Here is a 26,384-nt window from a genome sequence, read left to right as displayed (position 1 = left end):
TCGGTCTCGTATTCCGTTATGGCCGCTTGGAGAGGCCGTAAAAAACCGGACGGGCAGGTGAACCGAATCGTAGCAACTCCCGCTGCCAAAACAATTGGACGTTGGTACACCGCCTGAAGAAAGCGTCGATAAAGTGGACGAACGGGCAAGTGGAGAATTAGGGCCTGTATTTCTTTCCGGGGTTTCCTTTCCGGAGTTTCCCGCAGGATTTCCTTCCCGAACCGGAACAGCTGTCAATGAGTGGTGGATCTGGAAAATATGTTCAGGATAACGACACCGGCAACAATGAGCGCGAGACCCAGAATGGCGGGACCATCGAGCGCTTGCCCGGGAAAGGGCCAGGCGACGAGCGATATGAGGATGATACCGGCGCCAGGCCAGATAGGGTATGCGATTCCACAGACAGGGTGCGCAAGGCAAGGGAGAGAAAGAAGAAAGCAACGGCATAGCCCGCCACGACAACTACTGATGGCCAGAACTGCGTGAAATCATTACTGGATTTCAGGGCTGAGGTTGCCACCACCTCACTGACAATTGCAACAGACAGGGAAAACCCATTGCATACCGGGCATCCTCAAGCTATTTCGAAAAAGCGCAATGAGGACAATCAATCTCAATGCCCGATGTGTGCGCAATCATACGGACTTGCCAGTGGCTCTCCACTAGCATTCCACGGTCCTCGCAGTTCGCAGACTCTTCATCGAGCGCGGAGTCTAGGGGCGGCAACGTGAGCACTGTTTTAAAATGGAACCCGAAGTCTTTTTACTTCCCGGGCTTTTAGCACATTACTTCTTCTTATACACCGCTCCAGCGGGCAAAGAGCCCGTTGCGAAGCACCCAAAGCAGCAGAAAGGCTAAACGTGACATTCTGTTCTTGATTGAATATCAAAAAAGGGGAAACCGTGCGTTATCTGAATATCATCGCAGCCATGTTGTTTTTTACCTCAACTGTCCATGCTGCGGTAACGGAGGATGCCTATATCGCCGGTTACGCGGCGGGTGTCCTGAAACATGGCTTTGGAATGGAGATTCCGACTCTGGTGGTGAAAGATGGCATCATTACCGTACCTGAAGATAAACTGAAATCCGAGAACCAAGCGCAGGTTGTTCAGGCACTGTCGAAAATCCCTGGTGTGACCGGAGTGACCATAGCGGAAAAAAGTGTCAGCAGAATCGCAGAACGCGAGGCATTCAAGCCTATTCAACACCCTTCCGCCATCTCTCGGGAGCCTGGAGCGGCAACGACCGAGACCGCAGGCGTACCTGCGGCGGGTCCCACCGTTCTGGCAACCGGAATGCTGCCGGAAGGACATTTGTTCAAGCCTTTACTGGCCGATCCGCGCTGGGCGCATTTCTCCGCCGCATATCGCAACTATGTCGGAAACAATATTGACGGAAATAACAATGCCGCTGTCAGTTTTGGTGAAACCATTCCCTTCTACCGCGCGAATTTCGGACAATCTACTGTGCAGTGGGAAGCAGGTCTTCAGGCTGCTGTCTTCAGCGACTTCAATCTCGGCGCGCCTTCGTCCGATCTCATCAATAGCGATTTCATAGCATCCGCTTATGGAAGCGTGCGGGCAGGCCATTTTTCTGCTTTCGGCCGTATCTATCATCAAAGCTCTCATCTTGGAGACGAATTATTGCTGCGCAGATTAACCAGCCTGCAGCGGATCAATCTCAGCTATGAGGGAGCCGATCTCAGATTGTCGTATGAGCTTCCGTATGGATTGAGGGTTTACGGGGGTGGAGGTGGAATCTTTCACAAGGAACCCTCGAACATCAAGCCCTGGTCGATACAATATGGCGTCGAGTTTCGCAGCCCGTGGCGGATCGCGTTTTTACCGCTGCGACCGATCGTGGCGGTTGACCTCAAGAACCATCAGCAGAACGACTGGAATGCCGATGTATCCGCGCGGGCAGGTGTTCAACTGGATCACTTCCGGGCATTCGGCCGCAATCTTCAGTTCCTGGTTGAGTATTTTCACGGAAACTCCCCGACGGGCCAGTTTTTCAGGCAGCGGGTGGATTATCTCGGTATTGGAGCGCACTATCATTTCTGAGCGCTCATCACTGTAAAGAAACCGGGAAGCGTAAAGCGTTATACTGGCAAGTCTGAGCCTTCTGTCCCTGACATGCCCAATATCATCGTCCGCGATTACCCTCACCAGACTTTTGATACACTGATCCGGCACGGTTTCCACCCCGTCCTGGCCCGTGTCTATTCTGCGCGCGGTATCGAAGAGCCAGGCCAGCTCGAGATCGATTGGTCCCGGCTGATTCCCTTTGCACGCCTGAAGAATGCAACGGCAATGGCGCAATTTCTTGCCACGGCGATTGCGCTCCGCAAGCGCCTGCTGATCGTAGCCGATTATGATTCTGATGGCGCCACGGCTTGCGCCGTAGGAATACGCGCATTGAGGAAATTCGGTGCCCAGGTCGACTACCTCGTTCCCAATCGCTTCGAGTACGGCTATGGACTTACCCCGGAGATCGTACGGGTGGCTGCCGCCGGCGTTCACCGCCCGGATATTCTGATTACGGTCGATAATGGCATTGCCAGCGTGGAAGGAGTTGCCGAGGCCAATCGCCTCGGAATGCAGGTTCTCGTCACTGATCATCATCTTCCCGGCGATACGCTGCCTGAGGCGGCCGTCATCGTCAATCCCAACCAGCCCGGCTGTGATTTTCCCAGCAAACACCTCTCTGGTGTAGGCGTCATGTTCTATGTCATGCTCGCCCTGCGGGCGGAGTTGCGGGCAAAAGGCATGTTTGCATCTCCGCAGCAGGAACCAAATCTGGGAAGCCTGCTGGATCTGGTTGCGCTGGGCACGGTGGCAGATGTCGTGAAGCTCGACGACAACAATCGGCTTCTGGTACAGCAAGGTTTGAAACGCATTCGCAAGGGCAGCGGATGTGCAGGCATCAATGCTCTGATCAACATCGCCTGCCGTAATTTCAGTCAAACTTCCACTTACGAATTGGGTTTCATGATTGGACCGAGACTGAACGCGGCAGGACGGCTGGACGATATGTCCCTGGGCATTGAGTGCCTCATTACCGATGATCCCCCGCGTGCTGCCCAGCTTGCGCTACAACTGGACACATTCAATCGCAAGCGGCAGGAAATCGAATCCCACATGCGGGATAGTGCGCTGAACATGCTGGAGAATATCTTTTCTGGTAGCAGTGGTTTGCAGGACTCGCCCACGCTGCGGCCATCGGATATGCCTCAGAGGTCAGGCGTATTCCGCTCCCATGATTCCCCGCAAGAAGGGACGAGCGCCTATGCCTTGACCCTCTTCGATCCTGGCTGGCATCAAGGGGTAATCGGCATACTGGCGTCACGCATAAAGGATAAATTTCATCGCCCGGTGATCACATTTGCACCGGGAGGCCAGGATGAGCTGAAAGGATCGGGGCGGTCCATACCGGGCTTTCACTTGAGAGATGCGCTGGATCTGGTTTCCAAACGCTATCCCGGGCTTTTGCTTAAATTCGGCGGTCATTCCGCGGCAGCGGGGCTGACTATTCGTACATGCGATTTCGAAAAATTCCGTGCCGCCTTCGAACAAACTGCCAGGGAATTGCTGGGACCGGCGGATCTCAAGCGGGTCATCGAAACCGACGGCGACCTGGATGAATCCGAAATAACTCTGGAACTGGCGGAACAGCTGGTGCGTCAGGTATGGGGACAGGGATTCCCGCAACCTGCATTTCGCAGCCGCTTTCATGTGGAAGACCAGCGTGTCGTCGGACAAAAACACCTTAAATTGAAATTAAGAAAGGCGCGGCCCGCAGCCGGAAACAACCCGCCGGAGAAACCGGTCCTTCTTTATGACGCCATACTGTTCCTCCAAGACGGTCCTCTTCCCGGGGTAATAGATGCCGTTTACCGGTTACAGGTAAATGATTTCAAGAGTGATGTTTCCCTGCAATTCATCCTGGAGCATTGGTCAGAAGCAACCATGATGTAATCACAATTCCCGCTCATTCCGCGTGCCCGCGTTTACCCAGGATGTCTGCTCCATGACTGGCATATAATATTCGACCGGCCAGCATGAGGCCGCGACCCGGTCGAATTCCGTGGGGACTGTCCAGTTCCTGTTTCATTACAATCCACTGACTTTTCGCGCCCGGCACTCACCCTATTGTTACCTGCTGTCACTTATCAAAACCACCTGACTCGAATTAAAACAGAATGGCATTCAAGCTGACCATTCCCTCATCCGGATCGACTATTCGCTACGGTCACTTTGACGGATCCTCCGACTCGCTTGCCCTCGCCCAACTGGCGCTGGAGGCGAAAAAAGCAAAGCCCGTTACCATTATTACGGCAAGCGCTTTGGCCGCTCAAAGACTGCTGGAGGAAATACCTTTTTTTGCACCCGAACTGAGAACCCGGCTGCTGCCGGATTGGGAAACGTTGCCCTACGATACTTTTTCGCCGCATCAGGACCTCGTTTCCGAAAGACTGGCAACGCTCTACCAACTCATGAATGGCGCTTGCGACATATTGATTGTTCCTGTCACCACGGCCCTGTACCGCATGCCACCGCCCGAGTACCTGGCGGCACACACTTTCTTTCTCGCTCGCGGCGAAACCCTTGACCTGAACGCCTTGCGCAGCCAGATGACCCTGGCTGGCTACAGCCATGTGACCCAGGTACTTTCACCGGGGGAATACAGCGTACGTGGGGGACTGATCGACCTGTTTCCGATGGGAAGCCCGTTGCCCTACAGGATCGACCTGCTCGATAATGAAATCGAAACCATCCGGACCTTTGACGTCGATACCCAGAGAAGCGTTTATCCGGTCACCGAGATACGATTACTGCCGGCGCGCGAGTTTCCTCTCGATGAGGAAGGCCGTACACGCTTTCGAGGCAGATTCCGTGAAAAATTCGAGGGAGATCCTTCCAGGAGTCTCATTTACAAGGATATCAGCAAGGGTGGCAGTCCCGCAGGTATCGAATACTATCTGCCTCTTTTTTTTGAGCATACGGCGACACTGTTCGATTATTTGCCGCAAACAGCGCTGTTGTGCCTGCATCATGAACTTTACCAAACGGTAGAGAGTTTCTGGCATGACACGCAGGCGCGCTATCAGCTTCTGCGGGGCGATAGCGACCGGCCGCTGCTGAAACCCGCAGACTTGTTCCTTACCACGGAAGCATTCTTCGGGGCGTTGAAACCCTACCCGCGCATCGAGATTCCACCGGAAGAACGGGCGACGAAAACCGGCGGAGCCGAGGTGCAAGGTTTGAGCATTCCTTTGCCTCCGCTTCAGATCGATCGTCGCGCCGTGAATCCGGCGGAAAAACTTTCTGCCTTTATTGCTGAATTCGAATCCTCCGGAGGGGGAAGAACGTTGCTCCTTGCCGAAAGTCTGGGCAGGCGTGAGTTGATTGCCGATCATTTGAAGCAGTATAGGCTCAATCCCGACATATGCGACAACTATGCGCAATTTCGCGCAAGCACTAGCCCCTTCGTGCTCGGTGTGGGGCCGCTGCACAACGGCTTCATATACCCGGAAAAGGGAATAGCCTTTGTAACCGAAAGCGAGCTCTATGCCAGACACCTGCACGGCCGGGGTGAACGGGATTCGCGCAAAACCAGCGCGGTCGCCGATGCCGTTCTGCGCGATCTGTCCGAGATCAAGGCGGGCGATCCCGTCGTCCATGAACAACACGGCATAGGCCGTTATCTCGGGCTCGTCAGCATGGATCTGGGAGAAGGCGAAACGGAGTTTCTGTCGCTGGAATACGCCAGTGGTGACAAATTGTATGTACCTGTCTCGCAACTGCATCTTATCGGACGATACAGCGGCGCTTCACCGGAATCCGCGCCCCTGCATAAACTGGGTAGCGGCCAGTGGGATAAGGCCAAGCGCAAGGCGATGCAGCAGGTACGCGATACCGCGGCCGAACTGCTCAACATCTATGCCCAGCGCGCCGCCCGTGTTGGCCACGCATTTCGCCTGAAAGAGCAGGATTACGAGGCGTTCGTCGAAGGTTTCGGATTCGAGGAGACGCCGGATCAGGCGACTGCCATCGCTGCGGTAATCGATGACCTGACTTCTGCCCGCCCCATGGACAGGCTCATCTGCGGAGATGTGGGTTTTGGCAAAACGGAGGTGGCGCTAAGGGCGGCTTTTGTCGCTGTCGCGGATGGCAGACAGGTCGCGGTACTGGTTCCTACCACGCTGCTGGCGGAACAGCATTTCCAGAATTTTTCGGACCGTTTCGGCCTGATTGCGGAAGAATGGCCGGTTAAAATTGCCGAGCTGTCGCGTTTCCGTTCAGGCAAGGAGCAGGCCCAGGCGCTGGCGGGCCTCGCCGATGGGCAGATAGACATCGTGATCGGTACGCATAAACTGATCCAGAAAGGCGTCAGATTCAAAAACCTGGGACTGGTCATCATCGACGAGGAGCACCGTTTTGGTGTGCGCCATAAGGAACAGCTGAAAAGCCTCCGCTCCGAAGTGGATGTCCTAACCCTTACCGCCACGCCTATTCCCCGCACCCTGGCCTTGTCATTGGAGGGACTGCGCGATTTCTCCGTCATTGCAACAGCGCCGCAACGGCGGCTGGCCATCAAGACCTTTGTAAACCGTTTTTCCGAGGGAATCATCCGCGAGGCGTGCCTGCGGGAATTGAAGCGGGGTGGGCAGATATATTTTTTACATAACGAGGTGAGTACCATCCAGACGATGCATGACAAGCTCGCCCGCCTGCTGCCCGAAGCGCGAATAGGCATCGCCCACGGACAAATGCGGGAACGCGAGCTGGAACATGTGATGAAAGATTTTTACCAGCAACGGTTTAATCTGCTGCTCTGCACAACCATCATCGAAACCGGCATCGATGTGCCCACTGCCAATACCATTATCATTCATCGCGCGGATAAGTTCGGATTGGCGCAACTGCATCAGCTGCGCGGGCGGGTAGGACGGTCCCATCATCAGGCGTACGCCTACCTGCTGGTACCGGAGGAGGAGGCATTGGGGACTCAGGCCAGGAAGCGCCTGGAGGCTGTTCAGTCCATGGAAGAGCTGGGGGCCGGCTTCTACCTCGCCATGCACGATCTCGAGATTCGGGGCGCTGGCGAAGTTCTTGGGGAATCCCAAAGCGGCGAGATGCAGGAAATCGGCTTCACCCTCTACGCCAATATGCTGGAAGCAGCCGTGCGATCACTGAAGGAAGGCAAGGAGCCCGACATGCAACACCCCCTCGGGGTTGCCACCGAAATCAACTTGCATGTTCCCGCGTTGCTGCCTGAGGATTACTGCAGTGATATACATGAACGGCTGATCCTGTACAAACGCATGGCCAATTGCACCAGCGATGAGCAACTGGATGAAATGCAGATTGAATTGACGGACCGCTTCGGCCTATTACCGGATCCGGTCAAGGCATTGCTCGATTGCCACCGTTTACGTATCGCTGCAGCGCCGCTGGGAATCATTCGTGTTGAGGCAAGCAGCGAATCCATTCAGGTTCAATTTACGCCCAATCCTCCCGTGGATGCGGCAAGGATTGTCGCCCTTCTTCAGCGTAGCCGCGACTATCAGCTTTCCGGACCTGATCGATTGAAAATAAAAACGTGCATCCCGGAGGCGGGAGAACGAGTCAGGCGGATAATGGACTTGTTTACCGAATTGGGCACATAAGACAGGGGTGGAAAGTGGCCCATTCTCAGCAGGTGGAGATGGGAACGGGATATATAGAATTGCGCGTCGTTCCCGGGCATTGATTTAGCGATCTGCAGCCCTTATTTCAAGCTGTTTCTCGGAATAATTCTGCTGAAATTCTGACAGTATTTATCCGTTGAGTAACCTTTATCCGGAACTCCGTCCCATGGCCCTTCTAAAGAGCATTAAGAGCAAACTCGTGGTGTTCGCCACCGTGGCTAGCCTGATTCCGTCGCTGGGGCTCGGATTAAAGAGTATTAAGAGCAAACTCGTGGTGTTCGCCACCCTGGCTACGCTGATCCCGTCGCTGGGGCTCGGATTATTGACATTCAGGCAGAGTGAAGCGCAGACCAATGCCAACGTCACGCGCGAGCTTCGCGCGCTCACGGATTATGCGGGCCGGGAAATGGAATTCTGGCTCGACAGGCGTGCACATGAAGCGCACGTTACCGCAGCATCCGGAGCGGTCATCGAAGCATTATCCGCATCTTATCAACGCCGCGCGGATATGCTGGCCAAATACCCAGGAGCCCTCGCGCGTTACCTGCAGTCTGTTCAGGGGAAGCTTGATGCGATACGGGAATTGACCGTGATGAACGCGTCCGGAAAAATTATCGCGAGCAGTGCCGAAAAACCCGCGGGAGCAACGCTCCCCGACGAGTGGCCGCAAAACTCGGTCACGGAAGGTCTTGTGATCACACCCCCTCACTGGAACGAGCAGTACAACACCGCGACCCTCAGCGTCGCGGTTCCGGTGTTGTCATACGACAACGTGTTGATGGGGGCGCTGGTAGCCGTGCTTGACCTGCGCAACCTGCAGCCCCATTTGAAGAGTTCTTCGACATCACCCCCGGGCGAGGTATTTCTGCTGGATCCGGATGGCCGTGTGCTCATCGGCACCTTGGCGGAAGGAGAAACCATGGCGCAACTCGATGGCCCCTCGTTGCGCGAGCTTCTCGCACGCCCCGGCGAATCCATGTTCTTCAAGGGATTGACACGCCGTGAAGTAATCGGTCTGGCAGATGTATTCCATGAATTCCCCCTTACCATTCTGGCGGAGCGTGATCGGGCCGCCGTCTATGGCGACTGGATCGAACTGCGCAATATGCTCCTGATACTGGTCGGTATGCTGGTTCTAATCGTAGCCGCCGCGGCATTCCAAATGGGACGCTCGATCGTCGTGCCGCTGCAACGTCTTATGCGTGCAGCCGACCGGATCGCGGATGGCGACCTGGAAGTGCGGCTTTCCGCAACGCGGAATGACGAGATCGGCCACCTCACGAAGGTATTTGATCAGATGGCAGACCGATTGCGACGGAACCACGCCGAAATCATGGCTGCGCATGAAGCCATGCAACAACAAAACCGGATGCTTGAAAAACTCTCGATTACCGATAGCCTCACCGGCCTCTATAATCGCAACAAGCTTGATGCCATCCTGGCCGATCAACTGGCGCGATTCAGACGCACGCAACGGCCTTTTGCACTGCTAATGCTGGATATCGACCACTTCAAGACACTCAATGACACATACGGCCATATTACCGGCGACAAAATTCTGGCCAAGGTTGCGCAAATCCTTCTCCAGTCGATCCGCAGTATTGATTATGCGGCGCGCTACGGGGGCGATGAATTTATCATCATCCTGGTCGAAACCTACATCGATCAGGCTGTCAAAACCGCTGAGCGCATCCGCACGCATGTGGAAAAACTGACCTATCCAGCCGGAAAATCGACGATATCGATCACGGTGAGTATCGGGGCGGTGGAGTGCCGCTCTGACGACAGCACAACGACAGCAGTATTCTCCCGCGCCGACAATGCACTTTATGAAGCCAAGCGTGCTGGCCGCAATCAGGCATACTTCTCCCGCTAAATCCTATTTGACACCCATATCGATTCCTTTGGCCACCTGCGCCTCCACCAGCGTACTGAATATCCATCCCGAGCGACCATCTGCGGTAAGAATTTGCAACCACTCCCCTCTATAGGCCTCTGCCGTCATTGCCGACTCTTTTTTCAGCACTCCCAGAATCGGCGCCTTCAAACCCGGCTTTTCACGCAGCTTACTGTCGGCACTCGCCCGCAGTGGAATGGGCATCTGGAACAGGACAGTGACCTGATGCGCGTCCGAAACCTTGCGCGCACGATTGTTCTTCATCATGTTGATGAATTCACGCGCCTGGGAGGCATAATCCATTGCAGCGGCATAATTGTCCCCCTCGTATGCGGAAACCGCCGCGTCCAGCAACCGCTGAGCCTGGTTCTGCAGAATCAGTTCTGAACCCGTAAAGGGGGAAGATTTCAGGTTTTCCATAACCATTTCAACCTCTGCAATGGTAGAGGCGGCGGCAGGGCGGGTGGCCAGCCGCCTGAGTCTGACTTGAGCATGCGCGGCGCGGTTGCTGGTTTCCTGCAACGCCTTCTGCTGATCCTGCTGCCGCACTTCCTGACTGCGAATATAGGCCTCTTTCTCTGCCAACAGCTTCTGCAAGCGTTGAATTTCCTGCTGCTGTGCCTCTCTTTCTGCGCGCAGATTGCTACAGCCGAATTCAAACTGTGCCACTTCACGGGCGAGAGGAAAATTTCCTGCGGGCTCGGGTGCGGGTGAATGCACTTTCTGGATATGGCTGCACGCGGCAATATTCACACCAATAAGCACGACTACGACTTGAGCGGAGATTTTCTCCGGCCACATTTTCAAATATCTGTAAAGTCTGAGGACCTGTCTGAGTAATTGCACGATTTTTCAACTCCGATTCTTATATGAAATACTTTGGATGATTATTATTACCCAACCTCAGGCGCACATCTGAAAGAACCGATTGTGCGATCCCGGCTAACATGTCCAATGAGCGCGCGAAACTGGAAGAAGCCGATATCAGAATTGGGATTATATAGCCGTGTAAAGCAGGCTTCTTCAAGAATCAGGCCGGGTTCACCTCATTGTTCGAGAGATTGCGAGCAGATCAAGATAGAGAGAATGCATATGGAAGTTATTGGAGATTGATGGCAAAATGCCAAGTTTATGAAAAATATCCCCTTCCGCTAAAAACACGGAAACACGGGCTTCTTTCAACATTACAGGCGGTAACTCCTGGACTTGATTGCCGCCACCCGCATACGGGGCAATGCTCTAACTGCTCCACGCCCATTCGCAGGAAACGCTACTGCCGAACGGAGTTCCTTCGGCTTTTCTTGCACGGCTGTCGCACATTCTTGACAATAATTGGAACAACAAACATGAACCTCATCATACAAGGACTCGAAATCCAGAACAGCGATTTAAGGGAACTGGCGAAACTGGTCGACGCAAACCATATCGAACGTATCACGGGGCAAGCCTTCCGGCTTGAAAATGCAGCCCGGCGGGAAGAGGTGGCCGCATATTGTGCTGAAGCGGACCTTGATTTTGCTTTTGTCGACCCATCGGCGCGGCTATCAGATTTTGGTCTGGTTGCGATGGATATGGATTCGACCCTCCTCGCGATCGAATCCATTGATGAGATCGCGGATATGCAGGGCGTAAAGGCGCAGGTGGCGGAAATCACGCAGAGGGCCATGCGTGGGGAAATCGTCTTTGCAGAAAGCCTGCGGCTCCGAACCGCCTTGCTGGAGGGACTGGATGAAGACGCCCTGCAGCGGGTATATGACGAACGGGTTCGGTTGAGTCCCGGAGCGGAAAAGATGCTGCAACGCATGAAATCCGCCGGTCTCAAAACCATGGTCATTTCCGGTGGCTTCACTTTTTTTACTGACAGAGTAAAAGCCAGACTGGATCTCGATTATGCTGCCGCCAATCGCTTTGAAGTCTCAAACGGCAAACTGACAGGGAAGGTGTTGGGAGATATCATCGGAGCGACCGGAAAAGGGGAAGTGCTGAAAAAAGTGCGCGAAGAACTGGGACTGAAGCGGGAACAGGTCATTGCTATCGGCGATGGAGCCAATGACCTCAAGATGATGGAAGAGGCAGGGGTCAGCATTGCTTATCATGCAAAACCGGTGGTACAGGCGAAAGCTACTTATGCACTCAACCATGTCGGACTCGATGGCGTAGTCAACCTGTTCCGGTGAATGATGTCTGGAGTAGCCGGAACCGGTCCACTTCCAGCCGACCTCCCTAATAGCTGAACGCCGCCTCAACCAAGTAGGTGCGTTGCGGATAGGGGTGAAACACCCAGGCTTTATCGTTGTTGAGATTGCTGATGCCAAATGAAAACCGGCTTTTCAGACCATTCTGGAACTTGTAGCGGTAGCTGGTCTTGAAATCCATGAAGAAGAAATCACTCTGGGAGCCGAATACGTTGTTTACATGATCCCCGTTGTCGGGATCGTTGAACGAGTCGCTCGTATATCGGCCTGAGAGGGAGATATCCCAAGCCTCGGTCATATGATAAGTGCCGAAAAAATTGGCTCGCCAGTGCGGCAGGCGAATGATCTGCTTACCGGTTAGATTATAGTCGGCGGGTACACCGGTAGATGTAGTAAAATCCACGATCGGTCCTTTTTCCACTTTCGCATTCATCCAGGTGCCGTTGAACATGAAATCGAGTTTTGAACCCAGAATCCGCCTTTGATCATAGATCAGTTCCACTCCAGTCGTACTGACTTGGCCGATATTCTGGAATCCACTGGTAATAACTACACCCGAGACAGTATTTACCTGCTGAATGGCATCCTTGATGTCGTCCCGAAAAGCATTTACCCTGATATAGCCCTTGGGCAGCCCATACTCGACCATGAAGTTATGATGGACCCCATTTTCGGGCTTGAGCATTGCATTCGCGGTCAGTATGCTCGTGGGCGTGCTCAAGGATTGATAAAGCTCCGCAATAACCGGAAAACGATGCGCTCGACCGAAGGAATAGCGATATTTCCACTGTCCTGGCTCATATCCCACTGAAACTTTAGGCGAGGTTGCCGCCAGGGAGCGATCCGGCACTTCGAGGTTACCCACGACCCCTTTCGTTGCCGCCCACCACTCCTGGCGTACTCCCGCGGTAACATCCCATTGCGGCAGGAATCGGAATGTGGATTGCGCAAACATTGCATGCATCGAGGTCTGCCCGTCGTTGTTCCGATTGGCCTGCAATGCGCCGCGGGTCAAGGTCGAATAATCGGTCAGGGAATATTGCCTGAAACTCAGGTTGTACTGATCGAAGTGATATCCGGCCAGAAACGATACTTTGTCATTGCCAAGCAGCACGGGCGCGCTCAACTTGAGATCGTAATTCAACCAGCTGAATCTCCGGAAATCCTGGAGCTGCCCAGTCCCGCTATTAGCCGGATCACCCTGATTGAAAAAGGCCGAAGCGCGAATATCCTTCAGGACATCGAAATAGCTCATGGTGGTATCGATATTCCAGTCAGGAGTCAAGGCGCCGCGAAGCGATAAACCCAGGTTCAGCGTCTCGCGCTTGTCCTGACTCCCGCCAAAACCACGCTGCATCACATCGAAGCGGGTCCCATCCAGGGAAGCATTGCCCAAGGCGTTCTCAGGATTAGCACAGGGAGCACCGGGCGCGCAGGTGGGAGCAGGGCCACCCCAGAACAGATTCCCGCTCCCATCGCGCAGGTAATTGCGTGGCCGATTCTGGTGGCGGGTACGATCTTCATACGCCACTGTAAAGAGCGCCTGAAGATTGGAAGTTATGTCATACCCGAATTTACCCTTGAACAAGTGGGTATTCACCTTTTCCGGTCCGGTATCGCCATAGATGACGCTGGGCGTTCCGCGCGTATCCGGGGTTCGAATGCCGCCGCTAACCGGCGTTCCCCCGGGCACATCAAATAGTCCTGTATTGTCGATGAAATAAGACTGGGGATGGCTCTGCGCTTCCAGCCGGTTGTAGGCAAGAAATACCGTAAACTTATCCTGAATCCGATTACCGTACGAAACATACTGTCGGTCACCTATGAACGTTCCTTTGTCCGGTCCATAAATCTTGAACGGCTGGATGAAAAGACTGCTCTCGACGTAGAATTCCTGCTTGTGCGGCATGCGAGTTTTTATGTTGACGACGCCACCAATCGAGTTGCCGCTGTATTCGGCCGAGAAGGGGCCATACACGACATCGACGGAATCGATCTCGTTCGGACCCACCAGCGACCAACGCGGCGCACCATTGAAGGTTGCCTGCAGAAAGTTGTGCAAAGGTAGGCCGTCCGCATAAACCATGTTGCGCGCGGTTGAGAACATGTCCGCACCCCGGATACCCAGGACACCATTGGGATCGCCCACGTAGCGCTGGCGGATCTGCAGGCTGGGCATGTACTTGAGCACTTCCTCCGTGGTCTGCGCATTCTGCCGCTCGATCTGAGCTCGCGTCACACGTGTCGAGGGCGAAGTAAAGTGCGTGTCCCGCTCCGTCTCTCCAGTGACCACCATTTCCTTGAAGACGGTTTCCTTTTGAACTGCCGGAATATCGTCTTTCTTTTCCTTGCCGCCCTTGTTCTCCTTATCCTCTCTATCCTTATCCGGTTTGCCGGTGCCAGTTTCACCGGTCTGCGGTTGACCGGATGTCGTTACGGCTGTCGCTTCCGCCACCAGCATTCCCGAGCGCGTCTCACTTCCCATCGATGAAACGGGGGTATCTGACTGCGCCGGGTTCATGGATAGACTGGTAGCCGGTAGACGAACCGGTATTCTTTTCTGGGAAAACTGTTTTGGCTGCTCTATCTCTTGCATCGCCCACGCCGACGGGACGCAAAGCAAACCGACCAGTGCAAAAGGAATCCGTTTCATGACCTGAATTATCTTTCTCGATTTATTTATTATTGATAAGCACAGCCATGGCGGATGCTTGCACTCGTTTTCCGCGCCCCACCTCCGCCACCCGTTGTCTATCCAGAGGGAATTGGGCTAACCGGAATACCGGGCGGTCACCCGCTCGATCGGTAAAATACGCAGGCCTTCCTTTGCAGTATTCCAGACGATCAGAACTTTCCTGTTATCGATCAGCGGGATAGGGTAGTCTGTCGCGCCATCGGATTCCATCAGGCGCATCGGTTCACTCCAAGATTCGCCACTATCATTCGAGTACATCATCTTTGCGGAATAAGCATTTCCATCGAATTCACGCCAGGTAAGAATGACGGTTTCTCCATCGGCAACCACGGAAGCATGATTTGCCTGCGCGTCCGCATTGCCTATCGGCTTGGGTTTCGATTCCCAATTGCCATCGATCCGCTTATAGAATAATCCCTGATCTGCCGGGCCATTTGTGAACCAGACGAGATGCAACTGGCCCCTTCGGTCCGTTGCAAGGCTTCCTCCATTGTGCGGACACGCATCGACCTGCCATTCGTCACGGTTTACCCTTCTTATGCCGCCCTTGTCGAGATTGATCAGCGCAAAATCACGGGTATTGGCACCAAAAATATTCCGCAGTAAAACGATTGGCCCCTCCCTGCTCCAGATAAGCGCCGTCCGACAGCATTCGCACGTGTGCTCCTGGATTCTTCGATTCCGGCCAAAACTCTCGCCATTGTTGAATGATTGCGTGGTATAGAGCGATACACCCCGGTACTCTTCGCCTTTTTCCCTTGCTGCATCGCGATCCCTTGCGTCCAGCCAAGCAACTATCACCCTCCCGTCCCCGTCGATTGCCAGAGAGTCGAAGCGGTGACTGGTAACGCGGCCATCGTCATTGAGGGTAATGGGTTTTGAAAACGTCCGGCCCGAGTCGATTGAACGTGAAAACCTCACATTGCCGGAATATTTTTGCGGAAGAACCTGCGTCCAGGTTACAAGTACGCTGCCATCACGCGCAACCTCGATCTTGGGGCGATTCTCGCCATCGATGGAGATGTTTTCCGGTTCAGGTGTTACGACCGCGGGTTCGGAAAAACTGCTTCCGCTATCTTCCGACCAGGAAACCAGCAAATGCTGGTCGACAACTCTCGCCAGCCATAATCGCCCATCCTGATCCAGCGTCACTCCCACCGCCAGCGCAGTCTTGACGGATTTTGCGGAATGCATTGCCGGATGATGATGGGTTTCACCGCTCGAATGCGGTTCTGCTGCGACGACAGCTACGGAAACAAGCGCTAGAAAGAGTCCGGCAAAACCAGGGAGGGCAAACATCGACTTCCTCATCGAATGAGCGCACAAGAATAATCGATTTCGGAAAGGGTGGGAATGTGACAAATTGTCGCACCTGAAGAGCTTCCGGCATTTTCGAAATGAAGGCCTTGCAACCTTCGCTACAGGTGTTGCAAGCAAAATCGGGAATGATCGGAGTTACGCTATGAAGGGGCGTAATCCACGCACCTATGTAAAGAACATCGGTGGAAAATGTCGCGAGGAAGATCGGTAAAACCATATTGAGCTGATATCGGCGCGTCTGGCTGTCACCGTAGTCCAATCTGTCCTCCGAGAAGTAGCCGGGAAACCAGCCCCCTCTTCGGACCTCTTAATACCTCTTACCCTTCGGAATCGCTTCTGGAACCTCGTATGGACTCCTTCCTCACCCATTTCTGCACGACGAGGCTGCCCACCATGTCCCCCTCGACATTCACAGCGGTGCGGAATGTATCCAGTAAGCGGTCGACCGGCAGCAGAATGGCGATAGCCTCCGCCGGCAAGCCGACCGATTGCAGCACGACTACCATGGTGACCATTCCCGCGCTGGGTATGCCCGGAGCACCCATGGCAGCCAGCATCGCAGTCAAAAACACGATCATCTGCTGTGCGAGATTAAGTTCTATCCCGATGAGGTTGGCCACGAACAATGCTGCCACGGCTTCGTACAAAGCAGTGCCATCCATGTTCAGTGTTGCACCCAACGGGATGACAAATCCGGCAATGTCGCGTTTGACGTGCAGGTGCTGTTCCACGCAGCGTAAAGTGACGGGTAAGGTGGCTGAGCTGGAGCTGGTCGCAAAAGCTGTTAGCAGTGCTTCGCGGGCGCCGCGCCAGAATTTGAACGGCGTCATTCCCGTGACCAAATAAAGAATCAGCGGGAGCACTACCATCCCGTGCAGCAGAGTGGCTCCAATCACCACCGCGATGAACTCGACCAATGTGGCAAGCAAAGTCACGTCCTGTGTGGCAGCGAGTTTTACCAGCAGTCCCATGATGCCGAGCGGAGCAAGGCGCATGATCCAGCCAACCAGCATCAGCATCAGCTCCAGCAGCTCCTGCAGCAGTATGAGGATGTTGGCGTAGCGCTCCCCGCCCACCACCATTGCAATGCCCAGCAGGAGCGCGAAAACGACCACTGCGAGCACATTCCCCTGAGCCAGGGCGGTCATGGGGTTCTGAAACAGCGAATGAAGCAGTTGCGCAACAAACTCCGTTAAAGGCATCTGCCCGGCCTGGAAGTTCTGCATGTCATCCTGGAACATGGCGAGCTGCAGCCCTTCTCCGGGACGGACAATGTTGGCTGCGGTCAAACCCAGCAGAATAGCCAGCGCCATCGAAAACAGGAAGAAACCAAGCGTTGCTTTCCATACCTTATGCATCTGCTGGTGCGCCCGCAAGTTGGCCACGCCTACTGCGATCGATGTGAACACGAGCGGAATGAGCACCATTTTCAACAGGTCGATAAACAGCGTGCCAAGCAGCTCGGCGCCATATAATCCGGCTCGGAAAATCACCGATTCTTCATCGAGCAGGGATAAACCCAGGCCCAGGAAGAGGCCGGCGAATACACCCCATAATATTTGCGTATTGAGCGAGATTTTTTTCATTAATGTTTTTTACGATTTGCGCTGATATGTGCGAACTCGTACAGACATTCTCAGAATCTTCTCCCGACAATGTCGAACCTGATCTGGGACTGGAAGCGGGCTGTGCAGGGCAGATAAGGTGCTGGCGGGGGGAGATCGAAAATCGGTATTATTTACCTCATTCTCCCGCGCAATGGACTGGCATGGGCTGAAGTATGCATGCATGCGCCTCATAAGTCATCAAGGCTATAATCCGATCATGAATTCCGGCTCCCCGATTTTATATCTGATCCCGCCATTCATAGCGTTTGCCGTGTCGCTAGGAACGATTTCGTGTCTGATCAAAGGGAATATTCTCAAAATCCTGGACCAGCCGAATTCCCGATCGCTGCATACTCGTCCCGTTCCCCGCACGGGAGGCCTGGGGCTGATGTCGGGGATTTTCGTCTCATGGACGTTTCTGCCGGTAAAACCGCCGGTGTCGATATGGGTTGCGATTGTGCTGCTGGTAACGATATCTTTCGCCGATGATGTACGCAGCCTGCCGGTATGGCCAAGGCTCGTCATTTACACAGGACTTGGAATCTGGTTTTCTGCCGTAACCCTTGCTGCCACCTACGGCTGGCTTGTCGCCGTAGCAGCCGCACTCTGCATTACCTGGATGCTCAACCTCTATAATTTCATGGACGGTTCGGATGGACTGGCAGGCGGCATGACACTGATCGGTTTCAGTTGCTACGGAGCGACAGCATGGATTTCCGGAAACGAGGCCTTTGCAATCGCCAACTTCTGTATTGCCGCAGCAGCAGGAGCTTTTCTGTTGTTTAATTTTCATCCCGCACGCATTTTCATGGGAGACGCGGGCTCGATTCCGCTCGGGTTCCTTGCTGCAGCATTAGGTATGATGGGATGGATAAATGGCTGCTGGCCTCCATGGTTTCCCTTGCTCGTATTTTCGCCGTTTATCGTCGATGCTTCCGTCACCTTGATAAAACGCGGACTGCGAGGCGAAAAAATCTGGCGAGCGCATCGCGAGCATTATTACCAGCGCCTAGTGCGAAGCGGTCTGGGTCATCGCAATACGGCTCTGATCGGCTACGTTCTGATGTCAGCCACAGCCATCAGCGCCCTCTGGGCGACTCAGCAGCACACGAACGTTCAGTTCGGAATGGTGACCGCGTGGATCGGAATTTATCTGGTCATGATATGCCTTTGCGATCGCCGTCTGCGGCATGCCCCGGATAGTCCATAGCATGCCCGCGCCCAAACTCAACATAAGGACGGTTATTGCATTCGGGCATGATGTTGTAGCTGCCGCCATCGCCTGGTCCCTGGCTTATCTGTTCCGCTTCAATTTCGAGATACCCTTCGTTTATCTGGCATCTTTGGAAGAGATTCTGCCGTGGGTGGTCCCGATACACGCAGCAGCCTTCTTATTCTTTGGCCTGTATCGTGGACTCTGGCATTACGCAAGCCTGCCCGATTTGCGGCGCATCCTGTTTGCTGTATCCGCTTCGGCTGCAGCCGTCCCATTGGTGCTATACATGTTGCAGATACTGGTCGGTGTCCCCAGAACTGTGCTGATACTGGCCCCCATCCTGCTGCTGTTCATCATGGGAAGCAGCCGTCTCGCTTACCGGTTCTGGAAAGAACACCGGCTTTACGGCCGCAGTAAAACGGGAGGCAATCTCGTTCTGGTGATAGGAGCAAGTGATGCTGCTGTCGGCTTGGTAAAAGAGCTGGCGCGCAATGTGGAATGGCGCGTCGCGGGTTTCCTTGACGACGATCCGGCCAAGCGGGGGCTGATGCTGCACGGATTCAAAGTACTGGGCCGCATCAACGATCTGCCGGAGGTAGCCCGGAAACTGGGTGTCGCGCATGCCATTATCGCTCTCACCTCCTCCGCTTCAGATCGCCGCAAATCCTATCGCACCCACTCTGATCGCCGCCGCCCCGACCGCCTCCTGCGCGACCGACGTCGAGCCTTGCAACTGTGTGCAGCGGCAGGGGTAAAGGCCTTGATCGTCCCTTCCTATAACGACCTGGTGAGCGGCAACATCAAGGTGTCACAAATCCGGACAGTCGAGCCTGAAGATTTGCTGGGGCGGGATCCTGTCGTGCTGGATAACGATGGACTGCACGATTTACTGACGGGAAAAACGGTATTGGTTACAGGCGCGGGGGGTTCGATTGGATCGGAGTTATGCCGACAGATCGTCAAATTCGCACCGGCTCAACTGGTACTGTTTGAATTGAATGAATTTGCGCTGTACAGCATAGAGCAGGAATTCCAGGCCGATTTTCCAGAGATTCCCATGATATTCGCCATTGGCGATGTCAAGGATGAAGCGCGGCTATCACAGGTATTCCTGCAATACCGGCCGGCTATTGTGTTTCATGCGGCTGCCTACAAGCATGTGCCCCTGATGGAACAGGAAAATGCATGGCAGGCGGTGCTGAACAACGTGCGGGGAACCTATGTCCTGGCGCAAACCGCCATCCGGTACGGGGTGGAGAAATTCGTCCTGATTTCGACCGACAAGGCCGTCAACCCGACCAATGTCATGGGCGCGAGTAAACGCCTGGCTGAAATGGTATGCCAGGCGTTACAGCAGTCGATTGCATCTCCTGACAGTCCCACCGAAAACGCCTCCGGCAAAATTGTTCTGGGCAGCAGGCTTGAAAGGAGGCAGGAGCCACGATTCGTCATGGTGCGTTTCGGTAATGTGCTGGGCAGTGCGGGCAGCGTGATTCCCAAATTCAGGGAGCAGATTGAAAAAGGGGGACCGATAACGGTAACGCACTCGGAAATCACCCGTTATTTCATGTCCATACCTGAGGCAGCACAGTTGGTTCTACAGGCCGGCTTGATGGGCGGCAAGCGGCGGGGGGGGGAAATTTTCGTGCTGGATATGGGCGAACCGATTAAAATCGCCGATCTTGCGCGAGATCTGATTCGTCTTTCCGGATTGAGCGAGGATGAAATAAAAATTGTTTACAATGGCTTGCGCCCCGGCGAAAAACTCTACGAAGAACTGTTGGCGGATGACGAAAATACGCTTCCCACGCCCCACCCCAAATTGCGTATCGCGCAAGCACGTCAGGTAGACAGAAAATGGCTGACAGCTCTGCTGGCGTGGCTTGAGGAGCATCCCGCCCTGAGCGACGAAGAGGTCAAGCGGGAGCTGCCCAGATGGGTTCCGGAATACGTGAGCGCGGAATCAGTTATCCCCGTTTCCCAGGTTCGCGAGTCTCGTATCGCATAGGCGCTGCTTCTTGTTGCATTGCCGTTGCAGCTTTTGACCCAAATGCTGAATGGTGGTTGGAATGCTTACGATTGCGCCATTTGATAGCGCGAGCCCCTAAAATCTGGCTTCCTACCCTTTAGCCAGGCTTCAAAATCATCTGGCCTCATTGGCCTTGCATACAGATAGCCTTGGCTTTCATCGCATTGAACGCTTCGCAAATACTCCGCTTGCCCTTCCGTCTCTACACCTTCCGCCATTACACGTAAGCCAAGGCTGCGCCCCATTGCCACAGTGGCGCGAATAATAGCTTTGGCATCAGTGTCCTGGGGGAGATCACGAACGAAGCTTCGATCTATTTTTAGCCGGTCAATGGCAAATTGCCGCAAATAGGACAAACTGGAATAGCCGGTACCGAAATCGTCAATAGCCAGTTTTATACCCCGGGACTCCAGGAAGCACATTTTCTGTGTAGCCGATTCCACTCCATGCATCACCACACTTTCGGTCAACTCGAGTTCCAGGCATTCTGGCGAAAGACCGCTGTCTGCAAGTGCGCGCAGTACAACATCCGTGAAATCATTCTGACGGAATTGTACTGCTGAAACGTTTACCGCGATTGTTCCCTCGAATCCCTGCTGCTCATGCCATTGGCGTGCCTGCAGGCAGGATTCCCTCAGGATGTGCTCCCCCAGAGACAGAATCAAACCGCTGTCCTCGGCTACGGGAATAAAGCTTGCAGGGGAGACTAGCCCTCGCTCGGGGTGCTTCCAGCGCATGAGCGCCTCCACGCCTACCACGCGTCCGGTAGCAAGCTCCAGCTGTGGCTGGTAGACCGGGAAAATTTCGTCACGCGCAAGAGCGCTGCGCAGGTCGTATTCCAGCCTGAGCCGCTCGTCTGCGCCGGAAGTCAAATCTTCAGAATAGAACTGGTAGCGGTTCCTGCCCTGCCCCTTGGCCGAATACATCGAAACGTCGGCATTGCGCATCAAGCTGTTGACGTCCTTACCGCTATCCGGATAAATGCTGATCCCGACGCTTGCGGTCAGCAAGAGTTCATGCTGTTCTATTTGATAGGGCTGAGACAAGACTGCAATAAGCTTCTCGGCAACTCGCGCCGCCTCCGTCGCTGTATGAATCCGGCCCAGCAGGACAACGAACTCATCCCCCCCCAGCCGACTGACTGTATCCGCCTGGCGAACCGTGGACTGCATGCGCTCTGCAACTGCCTTGAGCAGCTTGTCGCCGATTGCATGACCAAGCGAATCGTTGATCAGCTTGAAGCGATCGAGGTCCACGAATAGTAATGCCAGCCGGAAGGCATAGCGGCTGGCGTTCTCGATCGCGATCCTCATGCGGTCGGTGAACAGCGCGCGGTTGGGCAGGCCGGTCAGCAAATCGTAATGGGCGAGATACTCGATACGTTCTTGTGATTCCTTGCGCTGAGTGATATCCCGTGCAATCTTTGATGCACCAATGATATTGCCGGCGCTATCCTTCACCGGGGATATCGTGACGGAGACATCAATCGATTTCTTGCCCTTCCCCCATCGCACGGTTTCAAAATGGTCCGTGCGTTTCCCGCTCTTGACGAGGTTCATGATTCTGTCCTCTTCCTCCAGGCGGTCGGGCGGAATCAGCGTCAATATGGAAGAGCCTATTATTTCGCCGGAACGATATCCAAAAAGCTCTTCTGCCGCGGCATTCCAACCGGTAATAATGCCGTTGAGATCCTTGACAATGATGGCGTCATTCGAGGACTCGACGATTGCCGCTAACTGCGCTTTGTAGCTCTCCCCCTGTCTTCGTTCAGTAATGTCCCTGAAGCTCCAAACGAGCACGATGTCAGATCCTTCCAGAGTTTTGACTTTTGCACATCGCTCAAATACCCTGCCATTGCGAAATTCAAAGACATTAAAGCTTTCTGGTGCCAAGGTCGCATAAATTTCCTCGATTGAGCGCAGGAATTGCTCGGGATCTCTTAATTGCCCGGCACAATAGCCCAGGATTGCCTGGTGTCTCGCATGAGCCAGGAGTTCACCTGGAATGGGCCACATATTCACGTAAAGCTGGTTGTAGCAAAGCACCTTGCCCCGTCTATCTGTAACCAGAAGGCCGTCAACCGTTGCCTCTATCGCTGCTTTCAGCACGGAGAGTGAGTAATTCAATTCAAACTCTTTTTTCATGCTTTTTCGTTTTTCTTATCCATGCTCTATCTGTCCTTTCCTCTTCCTGATCGGGACGAATCAATCTGTGATTTTCGATATAAACATATTTAATGGGCACGCGGACTTCAGGTACGGGAATAAACGCGACTATCCCTGTCCCATGTATTCGTAGCAGCACAGTAGCGTTGCTCCTGATCGTGTCCTTAGTTGGAGCTTATGACCGGAGAAACCAGTTGCGAAACGAACAAGGAGCATCCACACCCAGCTGGAGTAAGCGTAGAAACAGGCTGTTTCGCTATTCGCTATCCTTGATAAACACGAAAGCCCTCCATAAGGATTTTGACATTGAAGGGTAATGGAGTAACGGAGGTGGATAACAAAGCAGAAATCTACTCCTGGCCCTTCCTCTGTAGAAAAACTCCAAGCCTTGAATAGAGTGGTTTAACTAGGGCCTGGCTGTAGGTGTACCGGTAAAAACTTGTAGCATTGAAACCTATGCTGTTCCATGTTCGAGAAAAATAATGATTGCTTGTTCTCCATGTACTGCAGATAAAACTCTGTTTACAGAATTCAACAGCAGCAGGACATTTTTTGCCTGCTGAACGCATAATAACTCCAGGATGTTTGAAGTTCTGTTCGTAACCTCACCTTCTCCAGTTCCCAGTATTCACTTGCATTCAAGATGGAGGGGCACGAGATGATGATAAGTTCCACCACGTCAGTGGACCGTGTTTTTCTTGTTTGATAGGGTATTTGCCCAATAATTCGCCCAATAACTACCGACTAAAGCCGGTGAGGTGGGGTGCAGCCTGAAAGTTCGAATATGCGTATACAAATTTAACCAGACTGGATGCTTTTTCGAATTTAAGGTTTCCCTCATGCCAATAGCCGGTTAAAGGTAGCAATCTTTCCACGCCCCTAAACCCTAAAGGGAGCCATAAGATGAGGTACCGGCAGCCTAATGCAGAACAGATATTAACGCTCTGAATCCAGCTTCTTGAAAGCGGGACAGGTATATTAGGTTGACTCTCGGCTGACGCAACATCGGCAAGCTATTCCTTGCTCCACATCGGGGATATTGAGGAATACGAGAGACTATCCTGTTGCCCTGAAAAGCCTAGCTGGGTGCCTCTAGTGCTTGGGCGAATTGATTTTGGTGCCGTAGCCCGATGCCGTAATGCTCTGTCCGACTTTTAACATTGGCTCGAATTGGTAATACTTCGCGCGGAAAGCGGACACTCGTGCCGTCCGACAGGATTACTCCATTAATTTCGCCATGCCTGCCGTAATGAAGATGGCAAATTTTCCCCTGTCCACTCACGAAGAGCCAGAGTGACTCGCAAATCGGTTCCTTGCAAAAGCGCCGCAGTTATCTGGATAAAGTCCTGGGCTCCACTGGGAACTCGACACTAAATAGTTACAGCTTTTCCTCCTTCAAGACAGCCAGAAAACGTTGTCCTTTCCTCAGTCAGAATAAAGCTCACTTCAACTGCCCCCCCCCCCGCAAGCTCAATGAAAGTTTCTCATGCAATCTTCCGCGCCACCGACAGAAACTCGTCTTGGATGTATCCGTACTCGCGCTTGATTGAACGGAAACGGCTCCGGCAATGTAGAAGATGATGCTCGCGCTTTCCCCTCAGGGCATCTATGAGCTGACAAATACCGACAGAAATATTTCTGGGCGTAGTGGGTTCCGAGCCTAAGCCTCATGGCAGATAGAACGTCCATGATCTGTTGCAGTTTACCGGGCGGCTACCGCAGTTTTTGAACCGAATACTCTGCGGATCAACCGGGTATAAGCCCCATCTCTTGCCATCAGCTCCCGATGTGAGCCCCTGTCCACAATGCGCTCCTTGTCCACCATGACAACCTGATCTGCTTTCTCCAGAGTGGATAAACGATCTGCAATAACGAACGTGGTACGACCTTGCATCACGGTATCGAATGCTGCCTGCACAAGAGGCACAGAATCCGGCTCGAGCATTCCCAGCTTCTCGTTCAGGATCAATAGAGGTGCATTTTTCAGAAGCGCCCGCGCAACGGCGATGCGCACCCGCTGACTCACGGGGAGTTCTACGCCGCCATCCCCGACCATAGTCTGCAACCCATCCGGCAGCTTCCGGATGAACTCGGATGCATGAGCAGCGCGAGCTGCCCACGTAATCCGTGCTTCAGTGGCCCGCCCCATTGCACCATATGCAATATTCGCCGCGACAGTGTCATTGAACAGCGTCGTGTGCGGAGATACTAATGCAATGTTGGCCCGCAAGCTCGCCAGCGTGATGCTCCTGAGATCATGTCCGTCCAGGAGAATTCTCCCGGATGTGGGAGTAAGGAAACGCGGCACCATATACGTAAGTACATCCATGGTTTCCGCGCAGCCAACCACCGCCACCGTCTCGCCCGGCTGAATGATCAAGGTAACATCATGCAATCCGGAATTTAGTCCACGTCTCAGTACTGCTGCAGGATCGGAATTCCCCAGGGAGCGAACCTTTAACGAGGTGCCTGGATTACGCTCTGTACGTTCGCCGTAGCCGACTTCCTCGAATTGCAGCTCTCCACGCACCCGCTGAATCACGACGGTTCCTGTCTCCGATTCCACTTCCCCGTCAAGTAACGAGAACAGGCTTCCAGCCGCGAGCAGCCCGCGCTGGAAGGTTCCTCCCACTTCAGCTATTCGCCTCCCCGGAACAATCAGCAGCAGAATGGCCGTAATAAGAGAAGCAAAGCTTCCTGTCGTGAGTTCACTGGCGACTGCTTCATTTGCGGCAAAATAAAGGGTGAGGACTATAGCGGCAGCACCAATGGTTTGTATCAAGGGAACATAAAGAGAGGCAACAGCAGCCCGCTTCATGAAAAATCGGCGTGCCTCCTCCGCCTGTTCCCTCATGCGCTGGTTCTCATACTGCTCACCGCCATAGAGCTTGACCACCATGAAGTTCAGTGCAGCGCCCTTCAGAATCCGGGTGAGACCCTCTATCGCTCGCTCGCTTTCCCGTCCCATTTCCCGCAGCCGCTCTCCAAGCAATTGCGTGACCAGCAGAATCACCGATGACATCAACAAAATCAGCAGGGCAAGCGGCCAATTGAGATAAAACATCCAGCCAAGCAAGCCAATGACGGTGGATGTGTCTCTGATCATGACCGTCATCACGTTGACAAAAGCGCGCGCTACCTCCGGAGCATCCGATGTTATCCTGGAGACATGATCGACCGAAATGTGATTGCTGCCGGGGCAGGATTCGTAATACGAATGCGGCAATACGAGCAGCTTGTCGAATATCTCGCAGAGTAAATCCACTGCCAGTTTGCTGCCCGCCCAATGGAGTACGTAAGTCGCGAGGTGTCCGGCTACTGCGCGCACTGCAAACAAGCTGATGATTCCCAAAAGCACGAGTTGCAGCAACTCGGGGTTCCTGTTCGCGATAACTTCGTCCATGGTCGGCTGCATCAACGCCGCCAGCATGGGAACGGTCGCCGCTGTCGCGATCATGCACCCTGTTGCAAGGATGATCGCGTCCCAGTACGGCGCAACGTATCTCGTCAGGCGCAGGCATAACTGTCGGGCGCCGGTATTTTGTGTATTTTGCATGAGACGTACAG

The 26,384-nt window shown here is 53.9% G+C and carries 14 protein-coding genes and 1 pseudogene; 7 read left to right on the top strand and 8 right to left on the bottom strand.

Annotation, left to right across the window (positions count from 1 at the left end; translation table 11 throughout):
- Positions 1 to 344: 344 nt before the first annotated feature.
- Positions 345 to 520 (bottom strand): annotated as a pseudogene (locus NMUL_RS16575) (SMR family transporter); the annotation flags it as partial.
- A gap of 382 nt (positions 521 to 902) precedes the next feature.
- Here NMUL_RS16575 and NMUL_RS03385 point away from each other — a divergent pair.
- Together NMUL_RS03385 and recJ are read left to right on the top strand one after the other, a co-directional pair.
- Positions 903 to 2,063, top strand: coding sequence for a DUF1207 domain-containing protein (locus NMUL_RS03385; RefSeq protein WP_011379998.1), 1,161 nt, complete (start codon positions 903 to 905; stop codon positions 2,061 to 2,063).
- 72 nt (positions 2,064 to 2,135) lie between these two features.
- A complete protein-coding gene (recJ, locus tag NMUL_RS03380; protein WP_011379997.1) occupies positions 2,136 to 3,977 on the top strand; it encodes a single-stranded-DNA-specific exonuclease RecJ in 1,842 nt (613 codons plus the stop codon).
- A gap of 13 nt (positions 3,978 to 3,990) precedes the next feature.
- Here recJ and NMUL_RS16460 read toward each other — a convergent pair whose 3' ends face one another.
- The gene (locus tag NMUL_RS16460; RefSeq protein WP_258039180.1) at positions 3,991 to 4,113 is read right to left on the bottom strand and encodes a hypothetical protein; all 123 of its coding nucleotides are present in this window, start codon (positions 4,111 to 4,113) and stop codon (positions 3,991 to 3,993) included.
- An 88-nt stretch (positions 4,114 to 4,201) separates the two neighbouring features.
- On the opposite strand from NMUL_RS16460, the gene mfd reads away from it, so the two are divergent.
- Both mfd and NMUL_RS03370 read left to right on the top strand, forming a co-directional pair.
- Complete coding sequence (mfd, locus tag NMUL_RS03375) at positions 4,202 to 7,672, top strand: transcription-repair coupling factor (protein ID WP_011379996.1); 3,471 nt, start codon at positions 4,202 to 4,204, stop codon at positions 7,670 to 7,672.
- Positions 7,673 to 7,859: 187 nt separating this feature from the next.
- Positions 7,860 to 9,569, top strand: coding sequence for a sensor domain-containing diguanylate cyclase (locus NMUL_RS03370; RefSeq protein ID WP_011379995.1), 1,710 nt, complete (start codon positions 7,860 to 7,862; stop codon positions 9,567 to 9,569).
- Positions 9,570 to 9,572: 3 nt separating this feature from the next.
- Here NMUL_RS03370 and NMUL_RS03365 read toward each other — a convergent pair whose 3' ends face one another.
- A complete protein-coding gene (locus NMUL_RS03365; protein WP_104009612.1) occupies positions 9,573 to 10,391 on the bottom strand; it encodes an SH3 domain-containing protein in 819 nt (272 codons plus the stop codon).
- A 545-nt stretch (positions 10,392 to 10,936) separates the two neighbouring features.
- Here NMUL_RS03365 and serB point away from each other — a divergent pair.
- The gene (gene serB, locus NMUL_RS03360; protein WP_011379993.1) at positions 10,937 to 11,767 is read left to right on the top strand and encodes a phosphoserine phosphatase SerB; all 831 of its coding nucleotides are present in this window, start codon (positions 10,937 to 10,939) and stop codon (positions 11,765 to 11,767) included.
- 46 nt (positions 11,768 to 11,813) lie between these two features.
- Here serB and NMUL_RS03355 read toward each other — a convergent pair whose 3' ends face one another.
- The 3 genes from NMUL_RS03355 to NMUL_RS03345 all read right to left on the bottom strand — a co-directional run bounded on the left by NMUL_RS03355 (position 11,814) and on the right by NMUL_RS03345 (position 17,386).
- On the bottom strand, positions 11,814 to 14,438 hold the full coding sequence (locus NMUL_RS03355; protein ID WP_011379992.1) for a TonB-dependent receptor: 2,625 nt from the start codon (positions 14,436 to 14,438) through the stop codon (positions 11,814 to 11,816).
- 117 nt (positions 14,439 to 14,555) lie between these two features.
- Entirely contained in the window at positions 14,556 to 15,779 is a 1,224-nt protein-coding gene (locus NMUL_RS03350; RefSeq protein WP_011379991.1) for a sialidase/neuraminidase family protein, read from the bottom strand.
- Between the two features lie 338 nt (positions 15,780 to 16,117).
- Positions 16,118 to 17,386, bottom strand: coding sequence for a dicarboxylate/amino acid:cation symporter (locus NMUL_RS03345; protein ID WP_011379990.1), 1,269 nt, complete (start codon positions 17,384 to 17,386; stop codon positions 16,118 to 16,120).
- A gap of 238 nt (positions 17,387 to 17,624) precedes the next feature.
- Here NMUL_RS03345 and NMUL_RS03340 point away from each other — a divergent pair, with 238 nt between their 5' ends.
- Together NMUL_RS03340 and NMUL_RS03335 are read left to right on the top strand one after the other, a co-directional pair.
- Complete coding sequence (locus NMUL_RS03340) at positions 17,625 to 18,617, top strand: MraY family glycosyltransferase (protein ID WP_049783140.1); 993 nt, start codon at positions 17,625 to 17,627, stop codon at positions 18,615 to 18,617.
- Position 18,618: 1 nt separating this feature from the next.
- Positions 18,619 to 20,631: a polysaccharide biosynthesis protein gene (locus NMUL_RS03335; RefSeq protein WP_011379988.1), complete on the top strand. Its 2,013-nt coding sequence runs from the start codon at positions 18,619 to 18,621 to the stop codon at positions 20,629 to 20,631.
- A 65-nt stretch (positions 20,632 to 20,696) separates the two neighbouring features.
- Here the strand turns inward: NMUL_RS03335 and NMUL_RS03330 are convergent, their stop codons facing one another.
- Both NMUL_RS03330 and NMUL_RS03325 read right to left on the bottom strand, forming a co-directional pair.
- Complete coding sequence (locus NMUL_RS03330; RefSeq protein WP_011379987.1) at positions 20,697 to 22,796, bottom strand: putative bifunctional diguanylate cyclase/phosphodiesterase; 2,100 nt, start codon at positions 22,794 to 22,796, stop codon at positions 20,697 to 20,699.
- Between the two features lie 1,723 nt (positions 22,797 to 24,519).
- Positions 24,520 to 26,373 (bottom strand): ABC transporter transmembrane domain-containing protein, encoded by a 1,854-nt coding sequence (locus tag NMUL_RS03325; RefSeq protein ID WP_041352361.1) that lies wholly within the window; start codon positions 26,371 to 26,373, stop codon positions 24,520 to 24,522.
- Positions 26,374 to 26,384 lie beyond the last annotated feature (11 nt).

It is taken from the genome of Nitrosospira multiformis ATCC 25196, from assembly GCF_000196355.1.
GTDB classification, from domain to species: Bacteria; Pseudomonadota; Gammaproteobacteria; order Burkholderiales; family Nitrosomonadaceae; genus Nitrosospira; species Nitrosospira multiformis.
The sequence above is the reverse complement of the archived record's forward strand: the minus strand, read 5'-3'. Positions and strand labels throughout refer to the sequence as shown.